Source organism: Pseudomonas sp. REP124, from assembly GCF_020164475.1.
Taxonomy (GTDB): domain Bacteria; phylum Pseudomonadota; class Gammaproteobacteria; order Pseudomonadales; family Pseudomonadaceae; genus Aquipseudomonas.
Map to the genome: position 1 here is coordinate 1 of NZ_JAIQWX010000033.1, position 24,128 is coordinate 24,128.

The window sequence follows — 24,128 nt, forward strand, 5'->3', positions numbered from 1 at the left end:
GCTTCGCAGCCCAACGGGGGCAAGCCCCCTCGCCACAAGGAATTTGGTGACAAAACAACAAATGTCCCTCTGAGATAACACCCTTGAGCATTCAACCCAGCACTTACTCTCCAGACATCGCAGTGCCGACCGACAAACGTGTCTTCGGCGGCCGCGATCTGTTTTCCCTGTGGTTCTCCCTGGGCATCGGCCTGATGGTCCTGCAGACCGGCGCCTTGCTCGCGCCCGGTCTGGGTCTGTCCGGTTCGTTGCTGGCGATTTTCCTCGGCACTCTGGTCGGCGTTCTGTTGCTGGCTTCGGTCGGCGTGATCGGCAGCGACACCGGCCTGTCGTCGATGGCGGCGCTCAAGCTCAGTCTCGGCAAGCACGGCGCCAGCGTGCCGGCGGTGCTGAACCTGCTGCAACTGATCGGTTGGGGCTCGTTCGAAATCATCGTCATGCGCGACGCCGCCAGCCTCTTGGGCGCTCGTGCCTTCAGCGAAGGCAGCCTGTTGTCGAACCCGATGCTCTGGACCCTGTTCTTCGGCGGTCTGGCAACCCTGCTGGCTGTCAGCGGTCCGCTGACTTTCGTGCGGCAGATCCTGCGCAAGTGGGGCATCTGGTTGCTGCTGGCCGCGTGCATCTGGCTGACCTGGAACCTGTTCGCCAAGGCTGACCTGGCCGCGTTGTGGGCCCAGGCCGGTGACGGTTCGATGCCGTTTGCCGTGGGTTTCGACATTGCCATCGCCATGCCGCTGTCGTGGCTGCCGCTGATTGCCGACTACTCGCGTTTCGGCAAGCGCGCGAAAAACGTCTTCGGTGGCACCGCCATAGGCTTCTTCATAGGTAACTTCTGGCTGATGAGCCTGGGCGTGGCCTACACCCTGGCGTTCGCGCCGAGCGGTGAAGTCAATGCCTTGCTGCTGGCGCTGGCCGGTGCGGGTCTGGGGATTCCGCTGCTGCTGATTCTGCTCGATGAGTCGGAAAACGCCTTTGCCGACATTCACTCGGCGGCGGTGTCCAGCGGGATTCTGTTGCGTATGAAAGTCGAACACCTGGCGCTGGCTATCGGCGTGGTCTGCACCCTGATCGCCTTGCTGGCGCCGCTGGCGCAGTACCAGAACTTCCTGCTGCTGATCGGTTCGGTGTTCGCGCCGCTGTTCGGCGTGGTGCTGGTGGATCACTTCATCCTGCGCAAGCGCAGCGGCCAGGTGGCGTCAGCCGCATTGCGCTGGCCGGCGCTGCTGGCCTGGCTGGGCGGGATCAGCACTTATCATCTGCTGGCCAACCTGTATCCGGACGTTGGTGCAACCCTGCCGGCATTGATCCTGGCAGGGCTGCTGCAGCTGGTGCTGGGTCGTGCCTTCAGCTACGGCCAGGAAACAGCTCGGGCTTGAGGATGCCATTGAGGCGAGGGTAGGGGATCTTCAGTTCGACATGGCCCAGCGCGTAAGGCGCGATGCTGCTGGTTTCGTACTTGAGGATCACCCCGCCATAGGTCAGCGCCACGTTCTGGGTTTTCTGGAACGGCCAGCTCTTGACGAACTCCGGTTCCTGATCGAGCTTGGTGCTGATCAACCAGCTGTTGTGCGCAACTTGCGCCGCTTTCCAGAACGCTTCTTCCTGCCCCGGCACCAGCATGTCCGACAGCGTCAGCACCTTGTGCTCCTGGCGCGAATAGTTGATGAAGCCGCGGCCCGGCGTGCCATGGGCACCGCCGGTGTCCAGGTAGCTGGACAACTCGACAATCACCAGACCGTCATGCTGCTCGCGTACTTTCGCCTGCAGATAACTGCTGTATTTGGGACCTGCGTTGCGCAAAAACTGCTCGCGATATGCCGCCAGCGTCGGCGCGGCCGGGGCGTCTGGCGAGGTGCGGGTCATTTGCAGCAGGCGCTTTTCGACGATGCTGTCCAGCGCAGGCTCGGCGGGAAAGTGCACGGTGTCGATGTTCACCAGCGGGCAATCCTGGTCCGAACAGCCTGGTTTCAACTGTTCGGTGGCGTCGCGGGTGGTCTCCAGCGGCACGCGATAGTTGGGCTGAAACAGGCTCTGGCAGGCGCCCAGGGTCAGGGCGATAGCGGCCGCGGAGGCAATTTTAAAAAGCGACATGGGTGTCCTTCATAAAACAGGGAAAGGCAAAAAGTTACCCGCTTCGACTCTCAACAGCGCAGTCAGTTCGCCACTAAGCTAATTAGAGTGGGTTTCGTCCTCACCGTCTATCCCGCTGACGGGAAAGGGGCTGCATCAAACGGCGCGGGCGCGTTAGGATGGCGCGAAGTCGAGGTTGTACAAAAAGACCTCGTATTGGATTTGTAGCATCGAGGATCGACATGACTGATTTTGCCAACGCCATTCCGACCGCCGTCGATATCGTTCGGCGCGAAAAGTGCTTCGAGGGCTTTTACAAGCTCGATCGAGTGCACTTGCGACACGAATTGTTCGCCGGAGGCATGAGTCGTGAAATCAGCCGTGAATTGTTCGTGCGCCACGATGCGGTGTGTGTGCTGCCTTACGATCCGCAGCGCGATGAAGTTGTACTGATCGAGCAGTTTCGCGTCGGCGCTCTGGGCAAGACCGACAATCCGTGGCTGCTCGAAATGGTCGCTGGTCTGATCGACAAGGATGAACAACCGGAAGAAGTTGCTCACCGCGAAGGGCAGGAGGAAGCTGGGGTGGTATTCGGGGCGCTGTGGCCGATAACCAAATATTTCCCATCCCCTGGCGGCAGTGATGAATTCGTACACCTGTACCTGGGGCGTTGCCAGACAACCGGGGTCGGCGGCCTGCATGGGCTGGAGGAAGAAGCAGAAGATATTCGTGTCTCGGTCTGGGCGTTCGAAGATGCCCTGCAAGCCGTGCGCGACGGACGTATTGCCAACGCGGCCACGATCATTGCCTTGCAATGGCTGGCTTTGAACCGCGTTGAAGTGAGGGGGCTATGGTCGTAAACAAGCTGCGCGAGCGCTATCGGGTTGATCTGGCGGGGTTGCAAGCATCCTGCGAGGCGAACTACGCGCGCCTGATGCGACTGCTGCCGGACATGCGCACCGAGCCTGCGGCGCGGCGCATCGCCGTGACCCATGGCGACCAGATGCTCGGGGTGCTGGCGCTGGAAGTGCTGCAGGTCTGTCCGTACACCACCACCCTGCAAGTGCGCCAGGAACACAGCCTGCCCTGGCTGCCGGTGCCGCAACTGGAAGTGCAGGTCTATCACGACGCCTGCATGGCCGAAGTGGTCAGCGCCGAACATGCCCGACGCTTTCGCGGCATCTATCCTTACCCGAACGCCTTCATGCATCAGCCTGACGAAAAGGCCCAGCTGAACATGTTCCTGGGCGAATGGCTGAGCCATTGCCTGGCGCTGGGGCATGAGTACGAAGTCGTGCGTTAACGTTCTTGTGAACTGCGTCAGGTTCGCCGATTCCCCTTTTCCCTCATCCCCCAGCATAATTGCGCCACTGACCCCATCCCGTGATCACGCCCTGGGAGAACGCCTTGCCGAGCGTATCCACATTGACCACCGCCGATCAGGCGTTGCTGGTGCAACTCTCCGACAGCCACCTGTTTGCCGAGGCAGACGGTGCGCTGTTGGGCATGAATACCCGTGACAGCCTGCAGAAAGTCATCGAACTGGTGCGCATGCAGCAGCCGCGGATCGACCTGATTCTGGCCACCGGCGATCTTTCCCAGGACGGCACGCTGGAGTCCTACCAGCAGTTTCGCGACGCGACCCGGCAGCTGGATGCGCCGGCGCGCTGGATTCCCGGCAATCACGACGAACCGCAAATCATGGCCGAAGCCGTGGTGGGCAGTGCCTTGCTGGAGTCGGTGGTGGACATCGGCAACTGGCGCGTCACGTTGCTCGATTCAGCCGTGCCGGGCTCGGTGCCGGGGTATTTGCAGGACGACCAACTGCAATTGCTGGCGCGTTCGTTGAGCGAGGCGCCGCAGCGTCATCATCTGGTGTGCTTCCATCACCATCCGGTATCCATCGGTTGTGCCTGGATGGAACCGATCGGCCTGCGCAATCCCGATGCATTGTTTGCCGTGCTGGATCGTTTTCCACAGGTGCGCGCCGTGCTCTGGGGCCATGTGCATCAGGAGATCGATCAGTTTCGCAACGACGTGCGCCTGATCGCATCGCCCTCGACCTGCATTCAGTTCGAGCCGGGCAGCGAGGATTTCAAGGTGGGCGAACAGGCGCCGGGCTATCGCTGGCTGCGCCTGTTGCCGGACGGGCAGCTGGAAACGGGGGTGGAGCGGGTGACCGGTTTCGAATTCACCGTGGATTACGGCTCCAACGGCTACTGATTCAGTCGTCATATCCAAAATATCGGCGCGGCCATCGCGGGCAAGCCCGCTCCCACAGGTTTTTCGTCGTTTACACTATTTGTGTTCACTGAAGATCCTTGTGGGAGCGGGCTTGCCCGCGATGGCGTCCGTCCAGGCGACATAATTCCCACGAATATCCCGATTTGCCCGACACCCTGTAAACTCCGCCATCTTTACCCGACGCACAGGGAGTCCCCATGTCCGGCTCGATCCTCTACATCCACGGTTTCAACAGCGCGCCCGCCTCGAAAAAGGCCACGGTGTTGAGCGAAGTGATGGAGCGCCTGGGCCTGAGCGATCATCTGCGGGTGCCAGCCTTGCATCACCACCCGCGCCAGGCCATTGGCCAGCTGGAGCAGGCGATTGCCGAGCTCGGTCGGCCGCTGCTGGTCGGCAGCTCGCTCGGCGGCTACTATGCGACTCATCTGGCCGAGCGTCATGGCTTGAAAGCCCTGTTGATCAACCCTGCTGTCAGTCCGCACCGGATGTTCGACGGATTTCTGGGAACGCAGAAAAACCTGTATACCGATGAGGCCTGGGAACTGACCCACGACCACGTGACGGCCCTGGCCGAGCTGGAAGTGCCGGCGCCGCAGGATCCCCATCGTTATCAGGTGTGGTTGCAGACCGGGGACGAAACGTTGGACTATCGCCTCGCCCAGCAGTATTACCGGGCCTGCGCCTTGCGCATCCAGGCCGGTGGCGACCATGGTTTCCAGGGTTTTGCCGAACGCCTTCCGGCAATGCTGAGTTTTGCCGGCATTGGCGCGGATCAGTATCAGGCGATCGATTTCGCGGCACTGTGACCCCTGCCACTTTTGGCACTGAATTTTTTTCACTGAACAGCTTTTCACTGAAGGACGACGAGACCCCATGGCCACTCCCAGCGCTAGCTCCTATAACGCCGACGCCATCGAAGTCCTCTCGGGCCTCGACCCGGTGCGCAAGCGCCCCGGCATGTACACCGACACCAGCCGACCGAACCACCTCGCCCAGGAAGTCATCGACAACAGCGTCGACGAAGCGCTGGCCGGGCACGCCAAATCGGTGCAGGTCATCCTGCACGCCGATCACTCGCTGGAAGTCAGTGACGACGGTCGCGGCATGCCGGTGGACATTCACCCCGAAGAAGGCGTGTCGGGCGTCGAACTGATCCTCACCAAGCTCCACGCGGGCGGCAAATTCTCCAACAAGAACTACCAGTTCTCCGGCGGTCTGCACGGGGTGGGTATTTCCGTGGTCAACGCCCTGTCGACCGAAGTGCGGGTGCGGGTCAAACGCGACGGCAACGAATATCAGATGACCTTCGCCGATGGCTTCAAGGCCACCGAGCTGGAAATCGTCGGCAGCGTCGGCAAACGCAACACCGGGACCAGCGTGTTTTTCTCCCCGGACCCGAAATACTTCGATTCGCCGAAATTCTCCATCAGCCGCCTCAAGCACGTACTCAAGGCCAAGGCTGTACTGTGCCCGGGGCTGCTGGTCAGCTTTGAAGACAAGGCTACCGGCGAGAAAGTCGAATGGCATTACGAAGACGGTCTGCGTTCCTATCTGGTAGACGCGGTCAGCGAATTCGAACGCCTGCCGAACGAACCGTTCTGCGGCAGCCTGGCCGGTAACAAGGAAGCGGTGGACTGGGCGCTGCTGTGGTTGCCGGAAGGTGGCGATGCGGTGCAGGAAAGCTACGTCAACCTGATCCCGACCGCCCAAGGCGGTACTCACGTCAACGGCCTGCGCCAGGGCCTGCTCGACGCGATGCGCGAGTTTTGCGAGTTCCGCAACCTGCTGCCGCGTGGCGTCAAGCTGGCGCCGGAAGACGTGTGGGAGCGTATCGCCTTCGTGCTGTCGATGAAGATGCAGGAGCCGCAATTCTCCGGCCAGACCAAGGAGCGTCTGTCGTCCCGTGAAGCGGCGGCGTTTGTTTCCGGTGTGGTCAAGGATGCGTTCAGCCTGTGGCTCAACGCCCATCCGGAAACCGGTCTGGCACTGGCGGAGCTGGCGATCAACAACGCCGGCCGTCGCCTGAAGGCGAGCAAGAAAGTCGAGCGCAAGCGCATCACCCAAGGGCCGGCGCTGCCGGGCAAGCTCGCCGACTGCGCCGGGCAGGACCCGATGCGTTCCGAGCTGTTCCTGGTGGAAGGTGACTCCGCCGGCGGTTCGGCCAAGCAGGCGCGGGATAAAGAGTTCCAGGCGATCCTGCCGTTGCGCGGCAAGATCCTCAACACCTGGGAAGTTGACGGCAGCGAAGTGCTGGCCAGCCAGGAAGTGCACAACATCGCCGTGGCGATCGGTGTCGATCCGGGTGCAGCGGACATGAGCCAACTGCGCTACGGCAAGATCTGCATCCTCGCCGACGCCGACTCCGACGGCCTGCACATCGCAACTCTTCTGTGTGCCCTGTTCGTCCAGCACTTCCGTGCGCTGGTCGAAGCCGGTCACGTCTACGTCGCCATGCCGCCGCTGTACCGCATCGACCTGGGCAAGGAAATCTACTACGCCCTGGACGAAGCCGAGCGCGATGGCATCCTCGATCGTCTGGTTGCCGAGAAGAAACGCGGCAAGCCACAGGTCACCCGATTCAAGGGTCTGGGTGAAATGAACCCGCCACAGCTGCGTGAAACCACCATGGATCCGAACACTCGACGTCTGGTGCAACTGACCTTGGGCGAAGACTTCGCTGCGACCTCGGAGATGATGGACATGCTGCTGGCGAAAAAGCGCGCCAGTGACCGCAAAAGCTGGCTTGAGTCCAAGGGCAATCTAGCCGAGGTGCTGAGCTGATGCGTCAGGGCTTTGCCCTGGCGTGTGCGTTGCTGCTGACCTCGATCACGGTCTCTGCCGAACCGGCACCCCAACTGCGTCTGTTGTCCGAGCATGCCGTCGAAGGCATGCGCGGCGGCAACCTGTCGGGCCTGGCTCAGTGCGGCAAGGAGCTGTGGGCGGTTTCCGACCGCGACGACGATCAGATCTATCGCCTGCCCACCGGCGACGGTGTCTGGCACGCTGAAACCGTGGGCATCGATGTTCCGCCGGTACCCGATAGCGGTTTGCCCTGGGGGCTGCGCGCTCGCGCCTGGGTCGCATCCTTCGTGCGCGGCGGCGATCTGGATTTCGAAGGCATTACCTGCGACAGCGCCGGCAATCGTTACGTCGTCAGCGAGGCCCACGCCGCCGTGCTGCAGATTCCCCCAACGGGGCCGAGTTCCTGGCTGAAGATTTCGCCGCTGATGGTTCGTGAAGCGCGGGCCAGGGGCCTGTTGTTGAACTTCAATGCAGTGTTTGAAGGTCTGGCAATCAATCCTGAGGGTGACCAGCTGTGGTTGGCCGCCGAGCGCGAGAGCCGCGGATTGTTGCTGATCAAGCGCAAGCAGACGGTCTGGGATTGCGATGGTGGCTGCGTACTGCTGAGCGAAGCCGGAAAGGAGATGCAGCCTTCGCAGTTTCCGGGCGCCAAGCCGATGCCCCGGGATTTCGCCGACCTGTCGCTGTACAACGGCAAGCTGTTTACCCTCGAACGCAATGCGTACGAGATCTGCCGTCGTGACGCGGTGACGGCCAAGGTCGAGCGCTGCTGGTCGTTTGCCGAGGATGCATTGAAGGAAAATCGTCGTTATCCACAGTCCTTCGGGCTGGCGGAAGCCTTGGTCATCGATGAGCAGGGCGCCTGGATCGGCATCGATAACAATAATGATGCCCGCGCCGATGGCGAGAACCGTCCGATTGTCTGGCGTTTCGCCGCGCCCGAGGGCGGCTGGAGCGCCAAGCCGTGAGCCGGCAAACCCCGGGGCAGCGTGCCGGTCGGGTGATGCTGGTGCTGGCGTGGTGTGCCGCGCTGTTTCTGGCGACGCGATTTTTTGGCCAGTGGGAAGAGCGCCAGCAGAACCCGAATGTGGTGGTCAGCTCGGAACAGGGCGATGGTTTCATCGAGGTGAAACTGGTCAGTAACGCCCAGGGGCATTTCGTCGCCAGTGGCCATATCAACGGCCAGCCGGTGGACTTCATGCTCGACACCGGGGCGACTGACGTGGCGATCCCGGCGCAATTGGCCGAGCGCCTGAAGCTGGAACAAGGTTTCGGTGTGACCCTGAGCACGGCCAACGGCCTGAGCCAGGGCTATCGCACCCGTATCGACCGCCTGCAACTGGGCGACATCGTGCTGCGGGACGTCCGCGCACTGGTGGCGCCCGGCCTGCATGGCGACCAGGTGCTGCTCGGCATGAGCGCCCTGAACAAACTTGAATTTACCCAGCGCGGTGGCACCATGCTGCTGCGCCAGACAACGAACCGATGAGGCCCGCATGAGCGACATTCTTGCAGACAGCTTAGATGGCGTAGAACGCCGATCGCTGGCTGACTTCACCGAAAATGCCTACCTCAACTACTCCATGTACGTGATCATGGACCGTGCCCTGCCGCATATCGGCGACGGCCTGAAGCCCGTACAACGGCGCATCGTCTATGCCATGAGCGAGTTGGGTCTGGATGCCGACTCCAAACACAAGAAATCGGCGCGTACCGTCGGTGACGTGCTCGGCAAGTTCCACCCCCACGGCGACTCGGCCTGCTACGAAGCCATGGTGCTGATGGCCCAGCCGTTCAGCTATCGCTACACGCTGGTGGACGGCCAGGGTAACTGGGGTGCACCGGACGATCCCAAGTCCTTCGCCGCCATGCGTTACACCGAGGCACGGCTGTCGCGCTATTCCGAAGTGCTGCTCAGCGAACTGGGGCAGGGCACTGCGGACTGGGGCCCGAACTTCGACGGTACCCTCGACGAACCCCTGGTATTGCCGGCACGTTTGCCGAACATCCTGCTCAACGGCACCACCGGCATCGCCGTGGGCATGGCCACCGACGTTCCGCCGCACAACCTGCGCGAAGTCGCCAGCGCCTGCGTGCGCTTGCTCGATGAGCCCAAGGCCACGGTCGAACAGCTCTGCGAACACATCCAGGGCCCGGATTACCCGACCGAAGCGGAAATCATCACGCCGCGCGCTGAACTCCTGAAAATCTATGAAACCGGTCGTGGTTCGGTGCGCATGCGCGCCGTTTATCACATCGAAGACGGCGATATCGTCGTCACCGCGCTGCCGCATCAGGTCTCCGGGGCCAAGGTCCTGGAGCAGATCGCCGCGATGATGCAGGCCAAGCCGTCCAAGGCGCCGCAAGTGGCGGACCTACGTGACGAGTCGGACCACGAGAACCCGTGCCGCATCGTGATCATCCCGGTCAACAGCCGCGTCGATCATGAAGCGCTGATGCAGCACCTGTTCGCCACCACCGAGCTGGAATCCAGCTACCGGGTCAACGTCAACATCATCGGCCTGGACGGCAAGCCGCAGTTGAAGAACCTGCGCAACTTGCTGGTGGAGTGGCTGGAATTCCGCGTGCAGACCGTGCGTCGCCGCCTGCAATTCCGCCTCGACAAGGTCGAGCGTCGTCTGCACCTGTTGGACGGTTTGCTGATTGCCTATCTCAATCTGGATGAAGTGATCCACATCATCCGTACCGAGGAGCATCCGCGGGCCAAGCTGATCGAGCGCTTCGCCCTGAGCGAAATCCAGGCTGACTACATCCTCGACACCCGCTTGCGTCAGTTGGCGCGACTGGAAGAAATGAAACTGCGTTCCGAGCAGGACGAACTGCTCAAGGAACAAGCCAAGCTGCAAGCCCTGCTGAGCAGCGAAGCCAAGCTGAAGAAGCTGGTGCGCAGCGAGCTGATCAAGGACGCCGAAACCTACGGCGACGACCGTCGGTCGCCAATCGTCGAGCGCGCCGAAGCCAAGGCCCTGACCGAAACCGAGCTGCTGCCGAACGAGAAAATCACCGTCGTGCTGTCGGAAAAAGGCTGGGTACGTTCGGCCAAGGGTCATGAAATCGACGCCACCGGGCTTTCCTACAAGGCCGGCGATGGCTTCAAGACCTCGGCAGCGGGGCGCTCCAACCAGTTCGCGGTGTTTATCGACTCCACCGGTCGCAGCTATTCGGTGGCGGCGCACACCTTGCCATCGGCCCGTGGCCAGGGCGAACCGCTGACCGGTCGTCTGACGCCACCGCCTGGCGCGAGCTTTGAATGCGTGCTGATGCCCGAAGACGATGCGCTGTACGTCATCGCCTCCGACGCCGGCTACGGTTTCGTGGTCAAGGGTGAAGATCTGCAGGCCAAGAACAAGGCGGGCAAGGCGCTGTTGAGCCTGCCGAACAACGCCAAAGTGATCGCGCCGCGCCCGGTGGCCGATCGCGAGCAGAACTGGCTGGCGTCGGTGACCACCGAAGGTCGCCTGCTGATCTTCAAGATCAGTGATCTGCCACAATTAGGTAAGGGCAAAGGCAACAAGATCATCGGGATTTCCGGTGAGCGAGTGGCCAGTCGCGAAGAGTTTGTCACGGACATCGCCGTCATACCGGAAGGCGCAACCTTGGTGCTGCAGGCCGGAAAACGTACCTTGTCGCTGAAAGCGGACGACCTCGAACACTACAAAGGTGAACGTGGGCGTCGTGGCAACAAATTGCCACGTGGCTTCCAGCGAGTGGATGCGCTGCTCGTCGAAAACCTCAATTAAGCGTCCTAGAGCGCCGGATCTACGATTTAACGCGTAGTTCGGCGCTTTGGCGCTGGAGTCGGAGCGCATATTCACGGATGATATGCCCTTTCAAGCGCCGGCGTGGCCGAGCGTTCTTCATATTTATTGAGTATTTTCACTGTGATCGACCTTATGGCGATCACCTGGATGGGACGATGACTGCTCTGCGCCTTCCTTTTATTCTCATGCTCGCCGGGCTTCTAGGCCTGGCGGGTTGCAGCGTGCACCAGCCGGTGTCGCTGTACCAACTGGACACAGGAAGTCCGGTTCAGCCTGCGCAAAGCGCGGGCATGGCAGTTTTGCTGGGGCCGGTGACCGTTGCCGACTATCTGCAACGCGAAACCCTGTTGCAGCGCCAGCCTGACGGCAGCCTGCAGGCTTCGACCGATGGTCGCTGGGCTGGCAGCCTGTCTTCTGACATAGATCAGTTGCTGTTGCGTCAGGTGTCCGGTCGCCTGGACAGCCAGCGCGTCGTGCTGGCGCCGGCTACCGCAGGTTTCACCCCGGATGTTCAGGTTTTGCTGACCATCACTCGCCTGGACTCGGGCCAGAAGCAACCGGCGATCCTCGATGCCCAGTGGCGTTTGATCGACCGTCGTGGTCAGGTGCGTGACAACCGCATCATTCACCTTCAGGAACAACACGCCGGTACCACGGCCGCCCAGGTTCATGCGCAGGGTGCGTTGTTGCAGAAACTCGCCGAGCAGCTGTCCGTGGCGCTCAAGCCGCTGGCCAACCAGCCACCGGTAGCCGAAGCCGCACCGCGCAAGGCACCCGCCAAGCCTGTGGCGCCTGCCGCTGAGGCCGAAAAGCAGCCGAAGATCCCGATGGCTGCGCCGATTCGCACCGATATGGAAGTGTTCCGCTTCTAAGGTCGTCGTTGATTCATCGCCAAAGCCCGCCTTGTGTGGGCTTTGTTGTTTCTGCAGGGTTGAGATTTTCGCTGGCTGTTCCGGCCTCTTCGCGGGCAAGCCCGCTCCCACAGTGGACGATGGTGTACCCCGGTTCTGTATACGCCGCGATCCCTGTGGGAGCGGGCTTGCCCGCGAATGGGCCCGCACAGCCAGCAAAGAATTCCCAGATGCGCGAATCCTGTGGGAGCGAGCCTGCTCGCGATAGCTCCACACCAGGCAACAAAAAAGCCCGCAGACGATCACTCATCTGCGGGCTTTTCTACATCAAGGCTGGCGGTTAAGCCCGGCGCTCATGCATCCGCGCCAACTGCCGCTCGAGCATCGACGGATAAGGCTCCATCAACCGCTCCACACAGCAAGCCCCCTCAGGGCTGGCGATCGGTCGGATGCGGGCGCGTTGGCGAATCAACGCATCGTCGCTGATCTTGCGCTCAACCAGCAGCAGGTTACGGCTGTGCTGCGACAGGGCCAGGGCGTCCTGGGCCGGGTCGGTCAGCAGCAGGTCGATCTGGCTCAGACCGAACAACTCGTCACCCAGAGTCAGGCCCAACTGCAATTGCAGGGTGATGCCGCTGTCGGCGACTTCGATCTGCAACTGGTGACCCAATGCCCTCAGCAACTCGCCACAGCAGATGGCGTTGGTCAGGTAGTCGTCGCCGCTGTCCTCGGTATGGAACAGCATCAGCGTGCTGCCATCGTTCAGGGTGTGCAGCTCGCTCTGATAGAGCGACGCCGCTTGATCAAGGCAGTCGCGGTAGCGTTTGAGCAATTCTTCCAGGCGAGTGCGAGGCAGGCGGCGCAGCTGCTCCTGAGAACCCAGCTGCACGGCCAGCACGGCGCTGTGTTGAGGCAGATTGGATTTGACCGGCGTTTTTACCGGGCTGTCCTCTGATTCATCGAGCAGATCGGCGAACGCATCATCGTCATCATCATCGACGGTGCTGACAGCGCGCCGTGGCGCAGCTTTGACTGCGGTCAACGGACGGCCTTCGTCGAAACCCGGTTGCGCATCGTCGTAATCATTGTCGTCGAACTCGGGCTCCGGTTCAGACTCGGGTTCGGCAGGTTCCGGTGCGAAGTCGGCGTGCAGTTGGCGCGCCAGATCGCCGATCTCGTCCTGACGGTCAATGCCAGGGGTGTTTTCGTCGATACGGCGCAACCACACCCGCAACTGCAACAGAGGCGTGGTGATGTGGCGGCCCAGGCGCAGGCTCAAGGCCAGCGACAGTGCCAGCAGGATCGCGCTCAGAATGCCCATGCTCTGCAGGCTGATGGTCATCGGCTGCTGGAACTGGTCCATGTCCAGGCTGATGCGCAACTGGCCGGCGGTCACGTCCTGGAAGGTGATCTTGCTCTGATAGATGCCTTCGGCTTCACCCAACAGGCCGTGCTTGGGACGCTGACCGGCTTCGGCAAGGATGCGGTTATCCATGCTGTAGATGGCGGCGTGGGCTACCAGCTTGTTCTTGGTCAGGTTATTGAGCAGCACATTGAGGCTGAGGATGTCGTTGGACACCAGCAGCTCGGTAGCGGAGGTCGCGGTCTGCGTGGTCAGGCTTTCACCCAGCGCATCCGCCTGCTCGTGCATGGCCTGCTTGAACTGCAAACCCATCACACCGGCATAGATCACCAGGGCCAGGGCGACCAGGATCACGTTATGGCTGGCGATGCGCAATGCAATCGGTACACGGCGGTGGCGCAGTGCCCGGAAGATCAGCAGAAAGAAGTTATCGGTTTTTACTGGCGTGGGCCGGTTCACTTGAGCTCGGCTCTTAGTCCGTGAAGTTGACGCGCAGTATAGCGAGAGGCCCTAGACCGTCAAAGCGCTCACGGTGCCCGATGGTCACTGAAAGTGGGTAGAATGCGGTTTTTTTCCACTTGCGGGGGTGCGCCTTGCGCGAAATCGTCCTGATAAACATCACCGGATCCGATCGTCCGGGTCTGACTGCGGCCATTACCGGCGTTCTGGCCCAGGGTGGTGTGAACATTCTCGACATCGGTCAGGCGGTGATCCACGACACCCTGTCGTTCGGCATCCTGGTTGAAATTCCCGACACCGAACAAGGCAAGTCGGTCCTCAAGGACATCCTGTTCAAAGGCTACGAGCTGGATCAACAGGTGCGTTTCACGCCGGTCTCCGAGCAGGATTACCAGCAGTGGGTCGGCAACCAGGGCAAAAAGCGCCACATCGTGACGCTGCTGACCCGCAAGGTGACCGCCGGCCAATTGCAGGCCGTAAGCTCGATCACCGCCAAGTACGGCCTGAACATTGATCACATCGATCGCCTGTCCGGGCGCATGCCGCTCGATACTCCGGCCGACCAAGGCAAGGGCTGCATCGAGTTTTCCGTGCGTGGCGAAGCGGCCGATCCGCAGGCACTGCGCGCCGAATTCCTCAGCGTGGCCCAAGAACTGAACGTCGATATCGCTTTCCAGGAAGATTCGCTGTTCCGTCGCAATCGCCGTCTGGCGGTGTTCGACATGGACTCGACCCTGATCGAAGCCGAAGTCATCGACGAACTGGCCAAGGCCGCCGGCGTGGGCGACAAAGTCTCGGAAATTACCGAGCGGGCCATGGCCGGTGAACTGGATTTCCGTGCCAGCTTCAAGGAGCGTCTGGCTTTGCTCAAGGGTCTGGATGTCGGCGTGCTGGACTCGATCGGCGCTTCGCTGCGTCTGACCGAAGGCGCCGAAACCCTGTTCGCCGAACTCAAGCGTCTGGGCTACAAGACGGCCATTCTGTCAGGCGGCTTCACCTATTTCGCCAAGCAGTTGCAGGCCAAGCTGGGCATCGATTACGTGTTCGCCAACGAGCTGGAAGTGGTGGACGGCAAGGTGACCGGTGTCGCAGTCGAGCCGATTGTCGATGCGCAGCGCAAGGCTGATCTATTGAAGGAACTGGCGGTCAAGGAAGGTTTGCGTCTGGAGCAGACCATTGCGGTCGGCGACGGCGCCAACGATTTGCCGATGCTGGCGATTGCCGGACTGGGCGTCGCATTCCGCGCCAAGCCGTTGGTTAAACAGTCGGCCAAGCAGGCGATCTCGACCCTGGGGCTGGATGGTGTGCTTTACCTGCTGGGCTTCCGCGATCGCGACGGGCAGCTATAACACCGCACAACATCTAACGCCGCAAAACAACTGTGGGAGCGGGCTTGCTCGCGAATACGGAGTGTCAGACAACTCAATGTCGACTGATACACCGCTTTCGCGAGCAAGCCCGCTCCCACATTGGGTTTTGCGTCAGGCTCAGGCCTTTGGCGCGCCCAGGCCCTGACCCATCTGCACCGGCGATCCCGCCGCCAGTTCTTCAGCCCATTTCACCTGATCCGGCCCGAACAGCACGACAGCGGTCGAACCCAATTTGAAACGACCCAGCTCCGCACCTTTTTGCAGGTGGATCGGCGCGCGGGCGGCTTCGTCGTAGCGGAAGGTTTTCAGTTCGCGCTTCGGTGGAGTGACCAGGCCAGCCCACACGGTTTCGATCGATGCGACGATCATCGCACCCACCAGCACCACGGCCATCGGCCCGCGCTCGGTGTCGAAAATACACGCCACACGCTCGTTGCGGGCGAACAGTTCCGGAACGTTTTCGGCCGTGGTCTGGTTCACCGAGAAAATCCGCCCCGGGATGTAGACCATCTCACGCAAAGTACCGGCCAGCGGCATGTGTACGCGGTGGTAGTCCTTCGGCGACAGGTAGATAGTCGCAAAATCACCACCCATGAACGGCGCGGCGTTGGCAGCATCGCCACCGAGCAACTCCAGCACGCTGAAGCTGTGGCCCTTGGCCTGGAATACGCGACCGTGTTCGATCGGGCCCAATTGGCTGACGGCACCATCGGCCGGGCTGAGGATCGCGCCCGGGGTTTCGTCCAGTGGACGCGCGCCATCTTTCAGGGCGCGGGTGAAGAAGGCGTTGAAATGCTCATAGGCGGTCAGGTCTTCGACCAGTGCCTGGGACATGTCCACCTGATAGCGCTTGGCGAACCAGGCGGTGAAGGCATTCTTGAACCAGCGCACGCGGCACTCGGCGATGCAGCCGGCCAGTCGCGAGAGCAAGTGGTGGGGCAGCAGGTACTGGCTGATGATAAACAGACGCTTGTTCATTGATTGTCCTTAAGACCTTAAATCTCTACAGGGGTGTCGGGATGATTGCCCCATTCGCCCCAGGAGCCGGCGTAGCCCTTGACCCGCGGATAACCGAGGGACTTGGCCACCAGATAGGTGAAGCCAGAACGATGATGGGTCTGGCAGTGGGTGATGACTTCTTTGTCTTTGCTGATCCCCAGTTGTTCCAGGATCTGCGGCATGTCGGTACGGATGCGCAGGTTGCGCGCCTGATCCATGCCGGCGGTCCATTCGAAGTTGACCGCGCCCGGGATGTGTCCGCCCTTGGCAGCCAGGACTTTCTCGCCGGAGAACTCCAGCGGCCCGCGCGCATCCCAGATCGCCAGGTCGGCGGCGCCGAGACGGCTTTGCAGGTATTCGCGGGTGGCGGTGGGTTCGTTGTGCAGGGTCAACGGCACCGGGCCGCCAACCGGCGTCGGGACCTGGATCGACATCGGCAAGCCTTCGGCCAGCCAGGCCGGCAGGCCACCGTCGATGTAGTGGTATTTGTGGTGACCGATCACATCCAGCAGCCAGATGAAACGCCCGGCCCAGCCGCCGCCTTCGTCGTCATACACCACGTAGACTGCGTCGGGATTGTGGCCCAATTCGCCGAACAGCGCTTCGAGCGCCGCTTGCGGCGGCATCAGCCCCGGCGCAGGCGCCTGGCCGAGCTGGGTGCGTTTCGGGTCGACAAAACGCGCGCCAGGAATGTGCCCTTCGGTGTAGCGGGCGCTGCTGGTCAGGTCGACCAGAATCAGCTCGCGGGCCTCGAGGCGAGGGAGCAAGTCGCTCGGCTCGATGACCAGCGGCAAGCCAGAGAAGTCAGACATGTGAGGTCTCCAGAGCACAAAAAAACGGGGATTGTAACGCAGGCTTATTTGCCGCGCTGACTAAAGCTGTGCAGCGCTTTCTCGATGCACTGCGCGGTTTTGCCAAAGGCTTGTACGGTGATCTCGGAAAACGGTCCGCCACCCTGATCGGCAACGACGATCATGATCACCCGGCCATTGTTGACCAGTGATCGAATCAGCAAATGTTCACCGCCGAACTGCGCCCGCAGGCTGTTGGGCAGGCGCGCGGAAAATTGCGCGTTGTTGTCCGGTGTGATCCGCACCTGCGCCTGTTGCGCCAGCAAACGTTGCAGCACGTTGCTCTGGCTGACCACGAAATTCAGGCCGGCAGCTTCTTTTGGCAGCCCGGCCGTCTGGTGTACTCGCAGATTGGCGTGGGTGCGGTCGGCCATCAGGATCATCACCCGGCGCATGCCGCAGGCAATCAAGGCATCGCGGGCCGACGTGGTCAGGTGCATGGCGTTGGTGAAGCGGCTCGGCTCGACCAGCAGTTCGGCGCATTGGCTGCGCCACTTGGCCAGGTCTTCGGCGGTAGGCGCCGGGGCCGGCAGCAGGCCGGCATGCACACGGTTCGTGCCCCACGGCCAGAGCAGCGCAACGGCGGGGTGCCACAGATCGGGCATGGCGTGGTGACGCGCACTGTTGGCCGCCTGTTGGTGCAACTGCTGTTGCACCTCGTCCATCGAAATTTGCAGATAAAGGCTGGTCAGGTACTGCCAACGCTGGCTGTGCGGGCTGTCCCAGGCCTGTTGCGCCGAGAGCGCCAGACCGTTGGCCAGCAGCACCGTGTTGGCCGGCTGATTGAGCCAGGTGCGCAGGGTCGGGTCGTCGTCGAGACGGTTCTGCTGGCGCAGCGGGTGCTCGCTGTCGCGGGCGATGCGCAGCACTTTCACCAGTTCCCGCTGCTCGCTCAGCAGCAGCTTGTAACCCTGCTGGACCCAGATCGGCAGGCGCCAGAGGTCCACCATCGCCAGGCCGATTTTCAGCAGACGCACGCCAAACAACTGCTTTTCGACTTTGCGTGCCGACTCGCCCTTATGGATGACCCGCAGCTCCCACTCTTCGAGCAACTGTGGATGGGTCAGCGCCAGTGGCCACAATGGCGAAAGAAACAGCAGGCTGCCCCAGTGTATGTCCTGCCATAGCCGCGCCAGGCGACTGGCGAAAAAGCCGTTGGCCTGTTGCGTGGCGTGCTGGCTGATCATCTGCAGTTGGCGCAGGGCCTTGGGGATTTCGTGCTGGGGGATGGCGGGCAGGCGTTCGAGCAGCTCCTCGGTGCGCTTGAGGCCAAGGCGACTGATCGCGACTTCGAGGTTTTCCGCAGGCTCGCTCAAGCTGCCGTGATTGTGCCGGTTGGCTTCGCGAAAAATGCTCAGTGCCAGGGCAGGACTGTCCTGCATCAGTTCGGCAATGTTGCGCAACGAGCTGCGACTGTCGCGGATCGCCCGGCAGACACGGTCGTGACTTGCCTGGGGAATCGGTAGTCGCACGCCATCCAGAAGCTTGACCCAGCCTTCGAGGGTTGTCGGTTTTTGAGTCGCAGCGTTGGTTTCGTTAGCCATGTCTGGAGGCGATCATCGTCAGCATTCCCGGGGCCCGGAGTGGGTCAAATTGGCTTTTCGCCTGAACTGCCTTTAGTCTGGCGCAGTTTTGCCGATAAGTAGAAGAAGAGATTTATTAACTTCCGAATATGACCTTGAACCCGACTCAGTAAGTGCTCCCCAACCTATGGCTAAAATAATCGGCATCATCGTCGTATTCGCGAGCGTGCTCGGCGGATACGTGCTCTCCCACGGTAAAATCGCCGCCCTGATCCAGCCCTTCGAGGTCATGATCATCGGTGGTGCGGCCCTCGGCGCGTTCCTGCAGGCCAACCCTGGTTATATGACCATGCACGTGCTCAAGAAGTCCCTGAGCATGTTCGGTTCGCGTTTCAGTCACGCCTTCTATCTTGAAGTGCTGGGCCTGATCTACGAGATCCTCAACAAGAGTCGTCGCGAAGGCATGATGGCCATCGAGGGCGATATCGAAGACGCCGCCGCGAGCCCGATCTTCGCCAAGTACCCTTCGGTCCTGAAAGACGAGCGCATGACTGCCTTCGTCTGCGATTACCTGCGCATCATGTCCTCCGGCAACATGGCGCCCCATGAGCTCGAAGGCCTGTTCGACATGGAGCTCTACAGCCTCAAGGAAGATCTGGAGCACCCGTCTCACGCAGTGAACGGTATCGCTGACGGTATGCCCGGCTTCGGTATCGTCGCGGCAGTATTGGGTATCGTGGTGACCATGGCCTCCCTGGGCGAGGGCGACCAGGCATCCATCGGCCTGCACGTAGGTGCGGCGCTGGTAGGTACCTTCTTCGGTATTCTCGCCGCTTACGGCTTCTTCGGTCCGCTGGCCCACTCCCTGGCCCACGACGCCAAGGAAGAACTGAACGTCTACGAAGCCATCAAGGCTTCGCTGGTAGCCTCGGCTTCCGGCATGCCGCCGTCGCTGGCCGTGGAGTTCGGGCGCAAGGTTCTGTACCCGGCGCACCGTCCTAGCTTCGCGGAGCTGGAACAAGCGGTTCGCGGTCGCTAAGTCATGGAAAATAACCAGCCGATTATCGTCAAGCGCGTCAAGCGCATCGCCGGCGGGCATCACGGGGGCGCCTGGAAAATCGCCTTCGCCGACTTCGCCACGGCGATGATGGCGTTCTTCCTGGTGTTGTGGCTGCTGTCCACCGCAACGCCGGAGCAGAAGATCGCCATCGCCGGTTACTTCAAAGACCCGATCGGCTTCTCCGAAAGCGGTACGCCCTACATCATCGATCTGGGCGGTACGCCGACCCTGGCGCCGGAAAACACCCTTAACCCCGAGGTGAAGTCCCAGCCGCAGCCGGACAAGGTCACGGTCGACGCCGAACAGGTCGAAGGCATGGCCGAGATGGTGGAGAAGGAGCGCCTCGAACTGTTGCTGCAGGAATTGCAGAACAAGGTCGAAGAGAATCCGCAGCTGCAGAAGTTCAAAGACCAGATCATGTTCGAGATCACCCCGGACGGTTTGCGCATCCAGATCGTGGACGCCGAGAACCGGCCGATGTTCGACTCGGGCTCTGCGCGTCTGAAGCCGTATTTCGAGGACATCCTGCTGGCCATGGCTGACACCATCAAGGCCGTGCCGAACAAGATCAGCATCAGCGGTCACACCGATGCCAAGCCGTATATTGGCACTGGTGATTTCGGCAACTGGGAGCTGTCGGCCAACCGTGCCAACGCCGCTCGCCGTGCGCTGGTGGCGGGCAGCTATCCGGACCAGCAAGTGGCGCGGGTCGTGGGTTATGCATCGTCGGCGCTGTTTGATCGCGAGCATCCGTTCAATCCGGTCAACCGTCGTATCGACATCATCGTGCTGACCAAGAAGGCCCAGCGGGCCATCGAAGGTTCGCAAGGCGCGGAACCGGCTCCGGAGACTCCACCAGCAGCGCCGGGCGCGGCACCGGCCACGCCGCCAGCTGATCCGAACGCGTTGCCTGCGGACAAGGAGCCGTTGCCGGCCCATGAGCTGCGCGAGCGGTTGAACCTGTTCGACAACCCGCCGCCGAAGCAGGGTGAGGCGCCGAAGCAGTGATGCGGTGATGGTTCTGACGCCATCGCGAGCAAGCTCCCACAGGGGAATGTATTCCAAATGTGGGAGCGAGCCTGCTCGCGATGGCAATAGTCGAATCAACACAAAAACATCAGCCACAAAAAAGCCGCGAGATCATCGCGGCTTTTTCGTTTCTGCAACCAAGGCTCAGTAACCGTTCTCCGGCAAGCTGGCGATGATCGAGCGATAGCTGTTCATCCGCTGTTGCTGCACGCGACCGTCTTCCAGGGCCTTGAGCAGGGCGCAACCGGGTTCGCGGTCGTGCTTGCAGTCGCGGAAGCGGCAGGTGCCGAGCAGGTCGTTGAACTCGATGAAACCGGCCTCGACATCGGCGCGACTGACATGACCCAGACCGAATTCCCGGATGCCCGGGGAGTCGATCAGCTCACCGCCGCCGGGGAAGTGGAACAACCGCGCGGTCGTGGTGGTGTGGGTGCCCTGTCCGGACAGCTCGGACAACGGCCCGACGCGGGTTTCGACGTCCGGCAGCAGGCTGTTGACCAGCGACGACTTGCCGACGCCGGACTGGCCGACGAACACGCTGATGCGCCCGTCCAGCTTCTGTTGCAGTTGCTCCATGCCGTTGCCGTGGTGCGCCGATACTTCCAGCACCGGATAACCCAGGGTGCGGTAGACACCCAGCAAGGCATTCAAGGCCGGAGCGTTGTTCTCATCGATCAAGTCGTACTTGTTCAGCAACAGCAGCGGCTTGATGCCCGCGTGTTCGGCGGCGACAAGATAGCGGTCGATCAGGTTGGCGTGGGGCTCGGGCAGCGGCGCGAACACGATCACGATCATGTCGACGTTGGCCGCCACCGGCTTGAGCTGGCCGCGGCTGTCCGGACGGCACAGTTCGGTGTGGCGCGGCAGTTGCGCGACGATCACGCCGATGCCCTGGTTGCCGGCGCGCCAGACCACCTGGTCGCCGGTCACCAGCGCCGGCAGGTTGGCGCGCAGGTGGCAACGGAACACCTGGCCCGCGTGCTCGCCATCACGGGCTTCGACTTCGACCTGCACACCGAAGTGCGCGATCACCAGTCCGTGCTGTTCCGGGCCCAGATCACCGCCCTCGAGTGCCTGGACAGCCGAGGACTCGCGTTTGGCGGCGCGGGCAGCGCGTTCGCCCTGAATCTTTTCGATGCGCCAGTTCTGGCGACGATTGAGTTGGCGTTTGGCCATGGGTGTTCCGTATTGAAAGAATGCAGCGATTAGGTAAAACGGCCGCGAGTTTAGCACGCCCGGCCACCGGCCTAGGCTAAACTGCGCAGCATTGCCTAGGAGCCGACACATGCAAAGTTCGCAAAACCTGATCTGGATCGACCTGGAAATGACCGGTCTGAACCCGGACACCGACGTCATCATCGAAATGGCCACCATCGTCACCGACAGTGACCTGAACACCTTGGCCGAAGGTCCGGTCATCGCCATTCACCACAGCGACGAAGTCCTGGCCACCATGGATGAATGGAACACCCGCACCCACGGCAACTCGGGCCTGACCCAGCGCGTGCGCGAAAGCCGCATCAGCATGGCCGAAGCCGAAGCCCAGACCATCGAGTTCCTGGAGAAGTGGGTGCCACGGGGCAAGTCGCCGATCTGCGGCAACAGCATCTGCCAGGATCGCCGCTTCCTTTATACGCACATGAAATCCCTGGAAAGCTTCTTCCATTACCGCAACCTCGACGTCTCGACGCTCAAGGAACTGGCGGCACGCTGGGCGCCGGACGTGCGTGACAGCTTCAAGAAGGGCAGCACCCACCTGGCCCTGGACGACATCCGCGAATCCATCGCCGAGCTGCAGCATTACCGCAAGCACTTCATCAAGTTCTGATCGGACGCTCTTTTGCAGGCGCTGTCGAAGGGCAGCGCCTACACAAGCCAGTGGTGAAATGCGTAGACTGCGCGCCTTTTTCGCAAGGATCGCCACCATGCTGTTGATGCTCTACCTCATCGCCATCACCGCCGAAGCCATGACCGGCGCCCTGTCCGCAGGCCGTCGGGGCATGGACTGGTTCGGCGTGGTGCTGATCGCCTGCGTCACGGCATTGGGTGGCGGTTCGGTGCGGGATGTGCTGCTCGGACACTATCCGCTGACCTGGGTCAAACACCCGGAATACCTGGTGCTGACCAGCATCGCAGCGATGTTCACGGTGTTCGCTGCACGCTGGATGCGTCACCTGCGCTCACTGTTTCTGGTGCTCGACGCCGTCGGTCTGGTGGCCTTCACCCTGATTGGCTGCATGACTGCCCTGGAAATGGGCCACGGCATGCTGGTCGCGTCCGTCAGCGGGGTGATCACCGGGGTGTTCGGCGGCATCCTGCGGGATATCTTCTGCAACGACATTCCGCTGATCTTTCGTCGCGAGCTTTACGCCAGCGTCTCCTTTGCGGCCGCCTGGTGCTACATGCTTTGCCTTTATCTGAACGTGCCGAGCGAACAGGCGCTTCTGATCACGCTATTTGGCGGCTTCCTGCTGCGCTTGCTGGCGATCCGTTTCCACTGGGAAATGCCCAAGTTCGTCTACAACGACGAAGCCTGATATTTCTCTGTGGGAGCGAGCCTGCTCGCGATGGTCGTCAACGATAACGCTGGCTGCCTGACGCCCCGCGGTGCCCGGTCGTTCATCGCGAGCGTGCTCGCTCCTACAGGAGGCCGTGTTGTTTGAGGGCCCATTCGACGTGTTCGCGGACCATTTCGGAGGGATGATCGCGGCGGGCCTTTAGCGCTTCGATCACCGGAATCGTCGACGGCGCATTGCCCAGCCCAACCGCCAGATTACGTAGCCAGTTCACATAACCCGTCCGACGCAGCGGCGAGCCTTCGGTGCTGGCGAGAAATTTGTCTTCATCCCACATGAACAACTCAGCCAAATCGGCATTGTCCAGGTTGTGTCGTGGCTTGAAATCGCTTTCCCCGGACGGCCGGGCGAAGCGGTTCCACGGGCAAACGATCTGGCAATCATCGCAACCGAACACACGATTGCCGATCAACGGTCGCAGATCTTCGGGAATCGCGCCCTTGAGTTCGATGGTCAGGTAGGAAATGCAGCGCCGGGCATCCAGCACATAAGGGCCGACGAAGGCATTGGTCGGGCAGATGTCCAGGCAGGCACTGCATCGACCGCAGTGCTCGGTGGCGTGGGGCGGGTCCACGGGCAGCGGCAAATCGACGAACAACTCGGCGAGGAAGAAGTAACTTCCCGCCTTTCGATTCAAGACCAGAGTGTTCTTGCCGATCCAACCCAGGCCGGCCTGTTCCGCGATGGCTTTTTCCAGCACCGGAGCGCTGTCTACGAAGGCGCGAAAACCGAAGGGGCCGATCTGTGCCTGGATTTTTTCCGCCAGTTGCTGCACGCGTTTACGGATCAATTTGTGGTAATCGCGGCCCAAGGCATAACGCGAGACGTAGGCTTTTTCCGGTTGGGCCAGAAGCTGCGCCATTTGGGTGTCGCCCGAGAGGTAGTCCATGCGCAGCGAAACCACGCGCAATGTGCCCGGTACCAGTTCTTCGGGGTGCGAGCGCTTGCTGCCATGGGCGCCCATGTAGTCCATTTCGCCGTGGTAGCCCGCCTCGAGCCAGCGTTGCAGGTGCTGCTCGTGTTCGGCCAGGTCCAGGCCGCTGATGCCGACTTGCTGGAAGCCCAGCTCGCGGCCCCAGTCCTTGATGGATTGGGCGAGGGCGGGCAGGTCTGTGGTAATAGCGGGCATGAGGCGAGAGAAACCGGAGC

General features: G+C 61.6%; 22 protein-coding genes. 15 read left to right on the forward strand and 7 right to left on the reverse strand.

What is annotated here, in order from left to right; translation table 11 throughout:
• Positions 1-83 precede the first annotated feature (83 nt).
• Complete coding sequence (gene cytX, locus K9857_RS10835; protein WP_224535646.1) at positions 84-1,376, forward strand: putative hydroxymethylpyrimidine transporter CytX; 1,293 nt, start codon at positions 84-86, stop codon at positions 1,374-1,376.
• Here cytX and K9857_RS10840 read toward each other — a convergent pair.
• The gene (locus K9857_RS10840; protein WP_224535648.1) at positions 1,345-2,091 is read right to left on the reverse strand and encodes an RsiV family protein; all 747 of its coding nucleotides are present in this window, start codon (positions 2,089-2,091) and stop codon (positions 1,345-1,347) included. The genes cytX and K9857_RS10840 overlap by 32 nt on opposite strands.
• Positions 2,092-2,312: 221 nt before the next feature.
• Between K9857_RS10840 and K9857_RS10845 the strand changes: the two genes are divergently transcribed.
• From K9857_RS10845 to K9857_RS10885, 9 genes are all read left to right on the forward strand, one after another.
• The gene (locus tag K9857_RS10845; RefSeq protein WP_224535651.1) at positions 2,313-2,930 is read left to right on the forward strand and encodes an NUDIX domain-containing protein; all 618 of its coding nucleotides are present in this window, start codon (positions 2,313-2,315) and stop codon (positions 2,928-2,930) included.
• Complete coding sequence (locus tag K9857_RS10850; protein ID WP_175375430.1) at positions 2,921-3,373, forward strand: DUF1249 domain-containing protein; 453 nt, start codon at positions 2,921-2,923, stop codon at positions 3,371-3,373. Before K9857_RS10845 ends, K9857_RS10850 begins: the two co-directional genes overlap by 10 nt.
• A 104-nt stretch (positions 3,374-3,477) precedes the next feature.
• A complete protein-coding gene (gene cpdA / locus K9857_RS10855; RefSeq protein ID WP_224535701.1) occupies positions 3,478-4,293 on the forward strand; it encodes a 3',5'-cyclic-AMP phosphodiesterase in 816 nt (271 codons plus the stop codon).
• A 218-nt stretch (positions 4,294-4,511) separates the two neighbouring features.
• Positions 4,512-5,120, forward strand: a complete 609-nt coding sequence (locus tag K9857_RS10860) for a YqiA/YcfP family alpha/beta fold hydrolase (RefSeq protein WP_224535653.1) — start codon at positions 4,512-4,514, stop codon at positions 5,118-5,120.
• A 67-nt stretch (positions 5,121-5,187) separates the two neighbouring features.
• The gene (parE, locus tag K9857_RS10865; RefSeq protein ID WP_224535655.1) at positions 5,188-7,095 is read left to right on the forward strand and encodes a DNA topoisomerase IV subunit B; all 1,908 of its coding nucleotides are present in this window, start codon (positions 5,188-5,190) and stop codon (positions 7,093-7,095) included.
• Positions 7,095-8,084, forward strand: a complete 990-nt coding sequence (locus K9857_RS10870) for an esterase-like activity of phytase family protein (protein ID WP_224535656.1) — start codon at positions 7,095-7,097, stop codon at positions 8,082-8,084. Before parE ends, K9857_RS10870 begins: the two co-directional genes overlap by 1 nt.
• A complete protein-coding gene (locus K9857_RS10875) occupies positions 8,081-8,605 on the forward strand; it encodes a TIGR02281 family clan AA aspartic protease (RefSeq protein WP_224535659.1) in 525 nt (174 codons plus the stop codon). The genes K9857_RS10870 and K9857_RS10875 overlap by 4 nt, the downstream gene beginning before the upstream one ends.
• Before the next feature lie 7 nt (positions 8,606-8,612).
• Positions 8,613-10,877: a DNA topoisomerase IV subunit A gene (gene parC, locus K9857_RS10880; RefSeq protein ID WP_224535661.1), complete on the forward strand. Its 2,265-nt coding sequence runs from the start codon at positions 8,613-8,615 to the stop codon at positions 10,875-10,877.
• Between the two features lie 176 nt (positions 10,878-11,053).
• On the forward strand, positions 11,054-11,770 hold the full coding sequence (locus K9857_RS10885; RefSeq protein WP_224535663.1) for a membrane integrity-associated transporter subunit PqiC: 717 nt from the start codon (positions 11,054-11,056) through the stop codon (positions 11,768-11,770).
• A gap of 319 nt (positions 11,771-12,089) precedes the next feature.
• Here the strand turns inward: K9857_RS10885 and K9857_RS10890 are convergent, their stop codons facing one another.
• Positions 12,090-13,571, reverse strand: a complete 1,482-nt coding sequence (locus tag K9857_RS10890) for an AhpA/YtjB family protein (protein ID WP_224535665.1) — start codon at positions 13,569-13,571, stop codon at positions 12,090-12,092.
• 134 nt (positions 13,572-13,705) lie between these two features.
• Between K9857_RS10890 and serB the strand changes: the two genes are divergently transcribed.
• Positions 13,706-14,920, forward strand: coding sequence for a phosphoserine phosphatase SerB (serB, locus tag K9857_RS10895; RefSeq protein WP_224535667.1), 1,215 nt, complete (start codon positions 13,706-13,708; stop codon positions 14,918-14,920).
• Positions 14,921-15,058: 138 nt separating this feature from the next.
• Here serB and asd read toward each other — a convergent pair whose 3' ends face one another.
• Genes asd through K9857_RS10910 form a run of 3 tightly spaced genes read right to left on the reverse strand, consistent with a single transcriptional unit; the run spans position 15,059 to position 18,335 of the window.
• Entirely contained in the window at positions 15,059-15,919 is an 861-nt protein-coding gene (asd, locus tag K9857_RS10900) for an archaetidylserine decarboxylase (RefSeq protein ID WP_224535670.1), read from the reverse strand.
• Positions 15,920-15,936: 17 nt separating this feature from the next.
• Entirely contained in the window at positions 15,937-16,752 is an 816-nt protein-coding gene (gene rhdA, locus K9857_RS10905) for a thiosulfate sulfurtransferase (protein ID WP_224535672.1), read from the reverse strand.
• Between the two features lie 44 nt (positions 16,753-16,796).
• Positions 16,797-18,335 carry an HDOD domain-containing protein gene (locus K9857_RS10910; protein WP_224535674.1) on the reverse strand — a complete coding sequence of 513 codons (1,539 nt, stop codon included), beginning with the start codon at positions 18,333-18,335 and terminating at the stop codon, positions 16,797-16,799.
• A 166-nt stretch (positions 18,336-18,501) separates the two neighbouring features.
• Between K9857_RS10910 and motA the strand changes: the two genes are divergently transcribed.
• Together motA and motB are read left to right on the forward strand one after the other, a co-directional pair.
• Positions 18,502-19,353, forward strand: coding sequence for a flagellar motor stator protein MotA (motA, locus tag K9857_RS10915; protein ID WP_224535676.1), 852 nt, complete (start codon positions 18,502-18,504; stop codon positions 19,351-19,353).
• Positions 19,354-19,356: 3 nt separating this feature from the next.
• Positions 19,357-20,382 carry a flagellar motor protein MotB gene (motB, locus tag K9857_RS10920; protein WP_224535677.1) on the forward strand — a complete coding sequence of 342 codons (1,026 nt, stop codon included), beginning with the start codon at positions 19,357-19,359 and terminating at the stop codon, positions 20,380-20,382.
• Between the two features lie 165 nt (positions 20,383-20,547).
• Here the strand turns inward: motB and rsgA are convergent, their stop codons facing one another.
• On the reverse strand, positions 20,548-21,579 hold the full coding sequence (gene rsgA, locus K9857_RS10925) for a small ribosomal subunit biogenesis GTPase RsgA (protein WP_224535678.1): 1,032 nt from the start codon (positions 21,577-21,579) through the stop codon (positions 20,548-20,550).
• A gap of 109 nt (positions 21,580-21,688) precedes the next feature.
• Between rsgA and orn the strand changes: the two genes are divergently transcribed.
• Both orn and K9857_RS10935 read left to right on the forward strand, forming a co-directional pair.
• The gene (gene orn, locus K9857_RS10930; protein WP_224535679.1) at positions 21,689-22,231 is read left to right on the forward strand and encodes an oligoribonuclease; all 543 of its coding nucleotides are present in this window, start codon (positions 21,689-21,691) and stop codon (positions 22,229-22,231) included.
• A gap of 97 nt (positions 22,232-22,328) precedes the next feature.
• Complete coding sequence (locus K9857_RS10935; protein ID WP_224535680.1) at positions 22,329-22,940, forward strand: trimeric intracellular cation channel family protein; 612 nt, start codon at positions 22,329-22,331, stop codon at positions 22,938-22,940.
• 103 nt (positions 22,941-23,043) lie between these two features.
• On the opposite strand, the gene queG is transcribed toward K9857_RS10935, so the two are convergent.
• The gene (gene queG, locus K9857_RS10940) at positions 23,044-24,108 is read right to left on the reverse strand and encodes a tRNA epoxyqueuosine(34) reductase QueG (protein WP_224535681.1); all 1,065 of its coding nucleotides are present in this window, start codon (positions 24,106-24,108) and stop codon (positions 23,044-23,046) included.
• Positions 24,109-24,128 lie beyond the last annotated feature (20 nt).

Bases quoted from the DNA above. Each gene is read 5' to 3' on its own strand.
- K9857_RS10840 (WP_224535648.1), bottom strand. From the start codon at position 2,091: ATGTCGCTTTTTAAAATTGCCTCCGCGGCCGCTATCGCCCTGACCCTG.
- K9857_RS10845 (WP_224535651.1), top strand. From the start codon at position 2,313: ATGACTGATTTTGCCAACGCCATTCCGACCGCCGTCGATATCGTTCGG.
- K9857_RS10850 (WP_175375430.1), top strand. From the start codon at position 2,921: ATGGTCGTAAACAAGCTGCGCGAGCGCTATCGGGTTGATCTGGCGGGG.
- K9857_RS10860 (WP_224535653.1), top strand. From the start codon at position 4,512: ATGTCCGGCTCGATCCTCTACATCCACGGTTTCAACAGCGCGCCCGCC.
- parE (WP_224535655.1), top strand. From the start codon at position 5,188: ATGGCCACTCCCAGCGCTAGCTCCTATAACGCCGACGCCATCGAAGTC.
- K9857_RS10870 (WP_224535656.1), top strand. From the start codon at position 7,095: ATGCGTCAGGGCTTTGCCCTGGCGTGTGCGTTGCTGCTGACCTCGATC.
- parC (WP_224535661.1), top strand. From the start codon at position 8,613: ATGAGCGACATTCTTGCAGACAGCTTAGATGGCGTAGAACGCCGATCG.
- K9857_RS10885 (WP_224535663.1), top strand. From the start codon at position 11,054: ATGACTGCTCTGCGCCTTCCTTTTATTCTCATGCTCGCCGGGCTTCTA.
- asd (WP_224535670.1), bottom strand. From the start codon at position 15,919: ATGAACAAGCGTCTGTTTATCATCAGCCAGTACCTGCTGCCCCACCAC.
- rhdA (WP_224535672.1), bottom strand. From the start codon at position 16,752: ATGTCTGACTTCTCTGGCTTGCCGCTGGTCATCGAGCCGAGCGACTTG.
- K9857_RS10910 (WP_224535674.1), bottom strand. From the start codon at position 18,335: ATGGCTAACGAAACCAACGCTGCGACTCAAAAACCGACAACCCTCGAA.
- motA (WP_224535676.1), top strand. From the start codon at position 18,502: ATGGCTAAAATAATCGGCATCATCGTCGTATTCGCGAGCGTGCTCGGC.
- motB (WP_224535677.1), top strand. From the start codon at position 19,357: ATGGAAAATAACCAGCCGATTATCGTCAAGCGCGTCAAGCGCATCGCC.
- rsgA (WP_224535678.1), bottom strand. From the start codon at position 21,579: ATGGCCAAACGCCAACTCAATCGTCGCCAGAACTGGCGCATCGAAAAG.
- orn (WP_224535679.1), top strand. From the start codon at position 21,689: ATGCAAAGTTCGCAAAACCTGATCTGGATCGACCTGGAAATGACCGGT.
- K9857_RS10935 (WP_224535680.1), top strand. From the start codon at position 22,329: ATGCTGTTGATGCTCTACCTCATCGCCATCACCGCCGAAGCCATGACC.
- queG (WP_224535681.1), bottom strand. From the start codon at position 24,108: ATGCCCGCTATTACCACAGACCTGCCCGCCCTCGCCCAATCCATCAAG.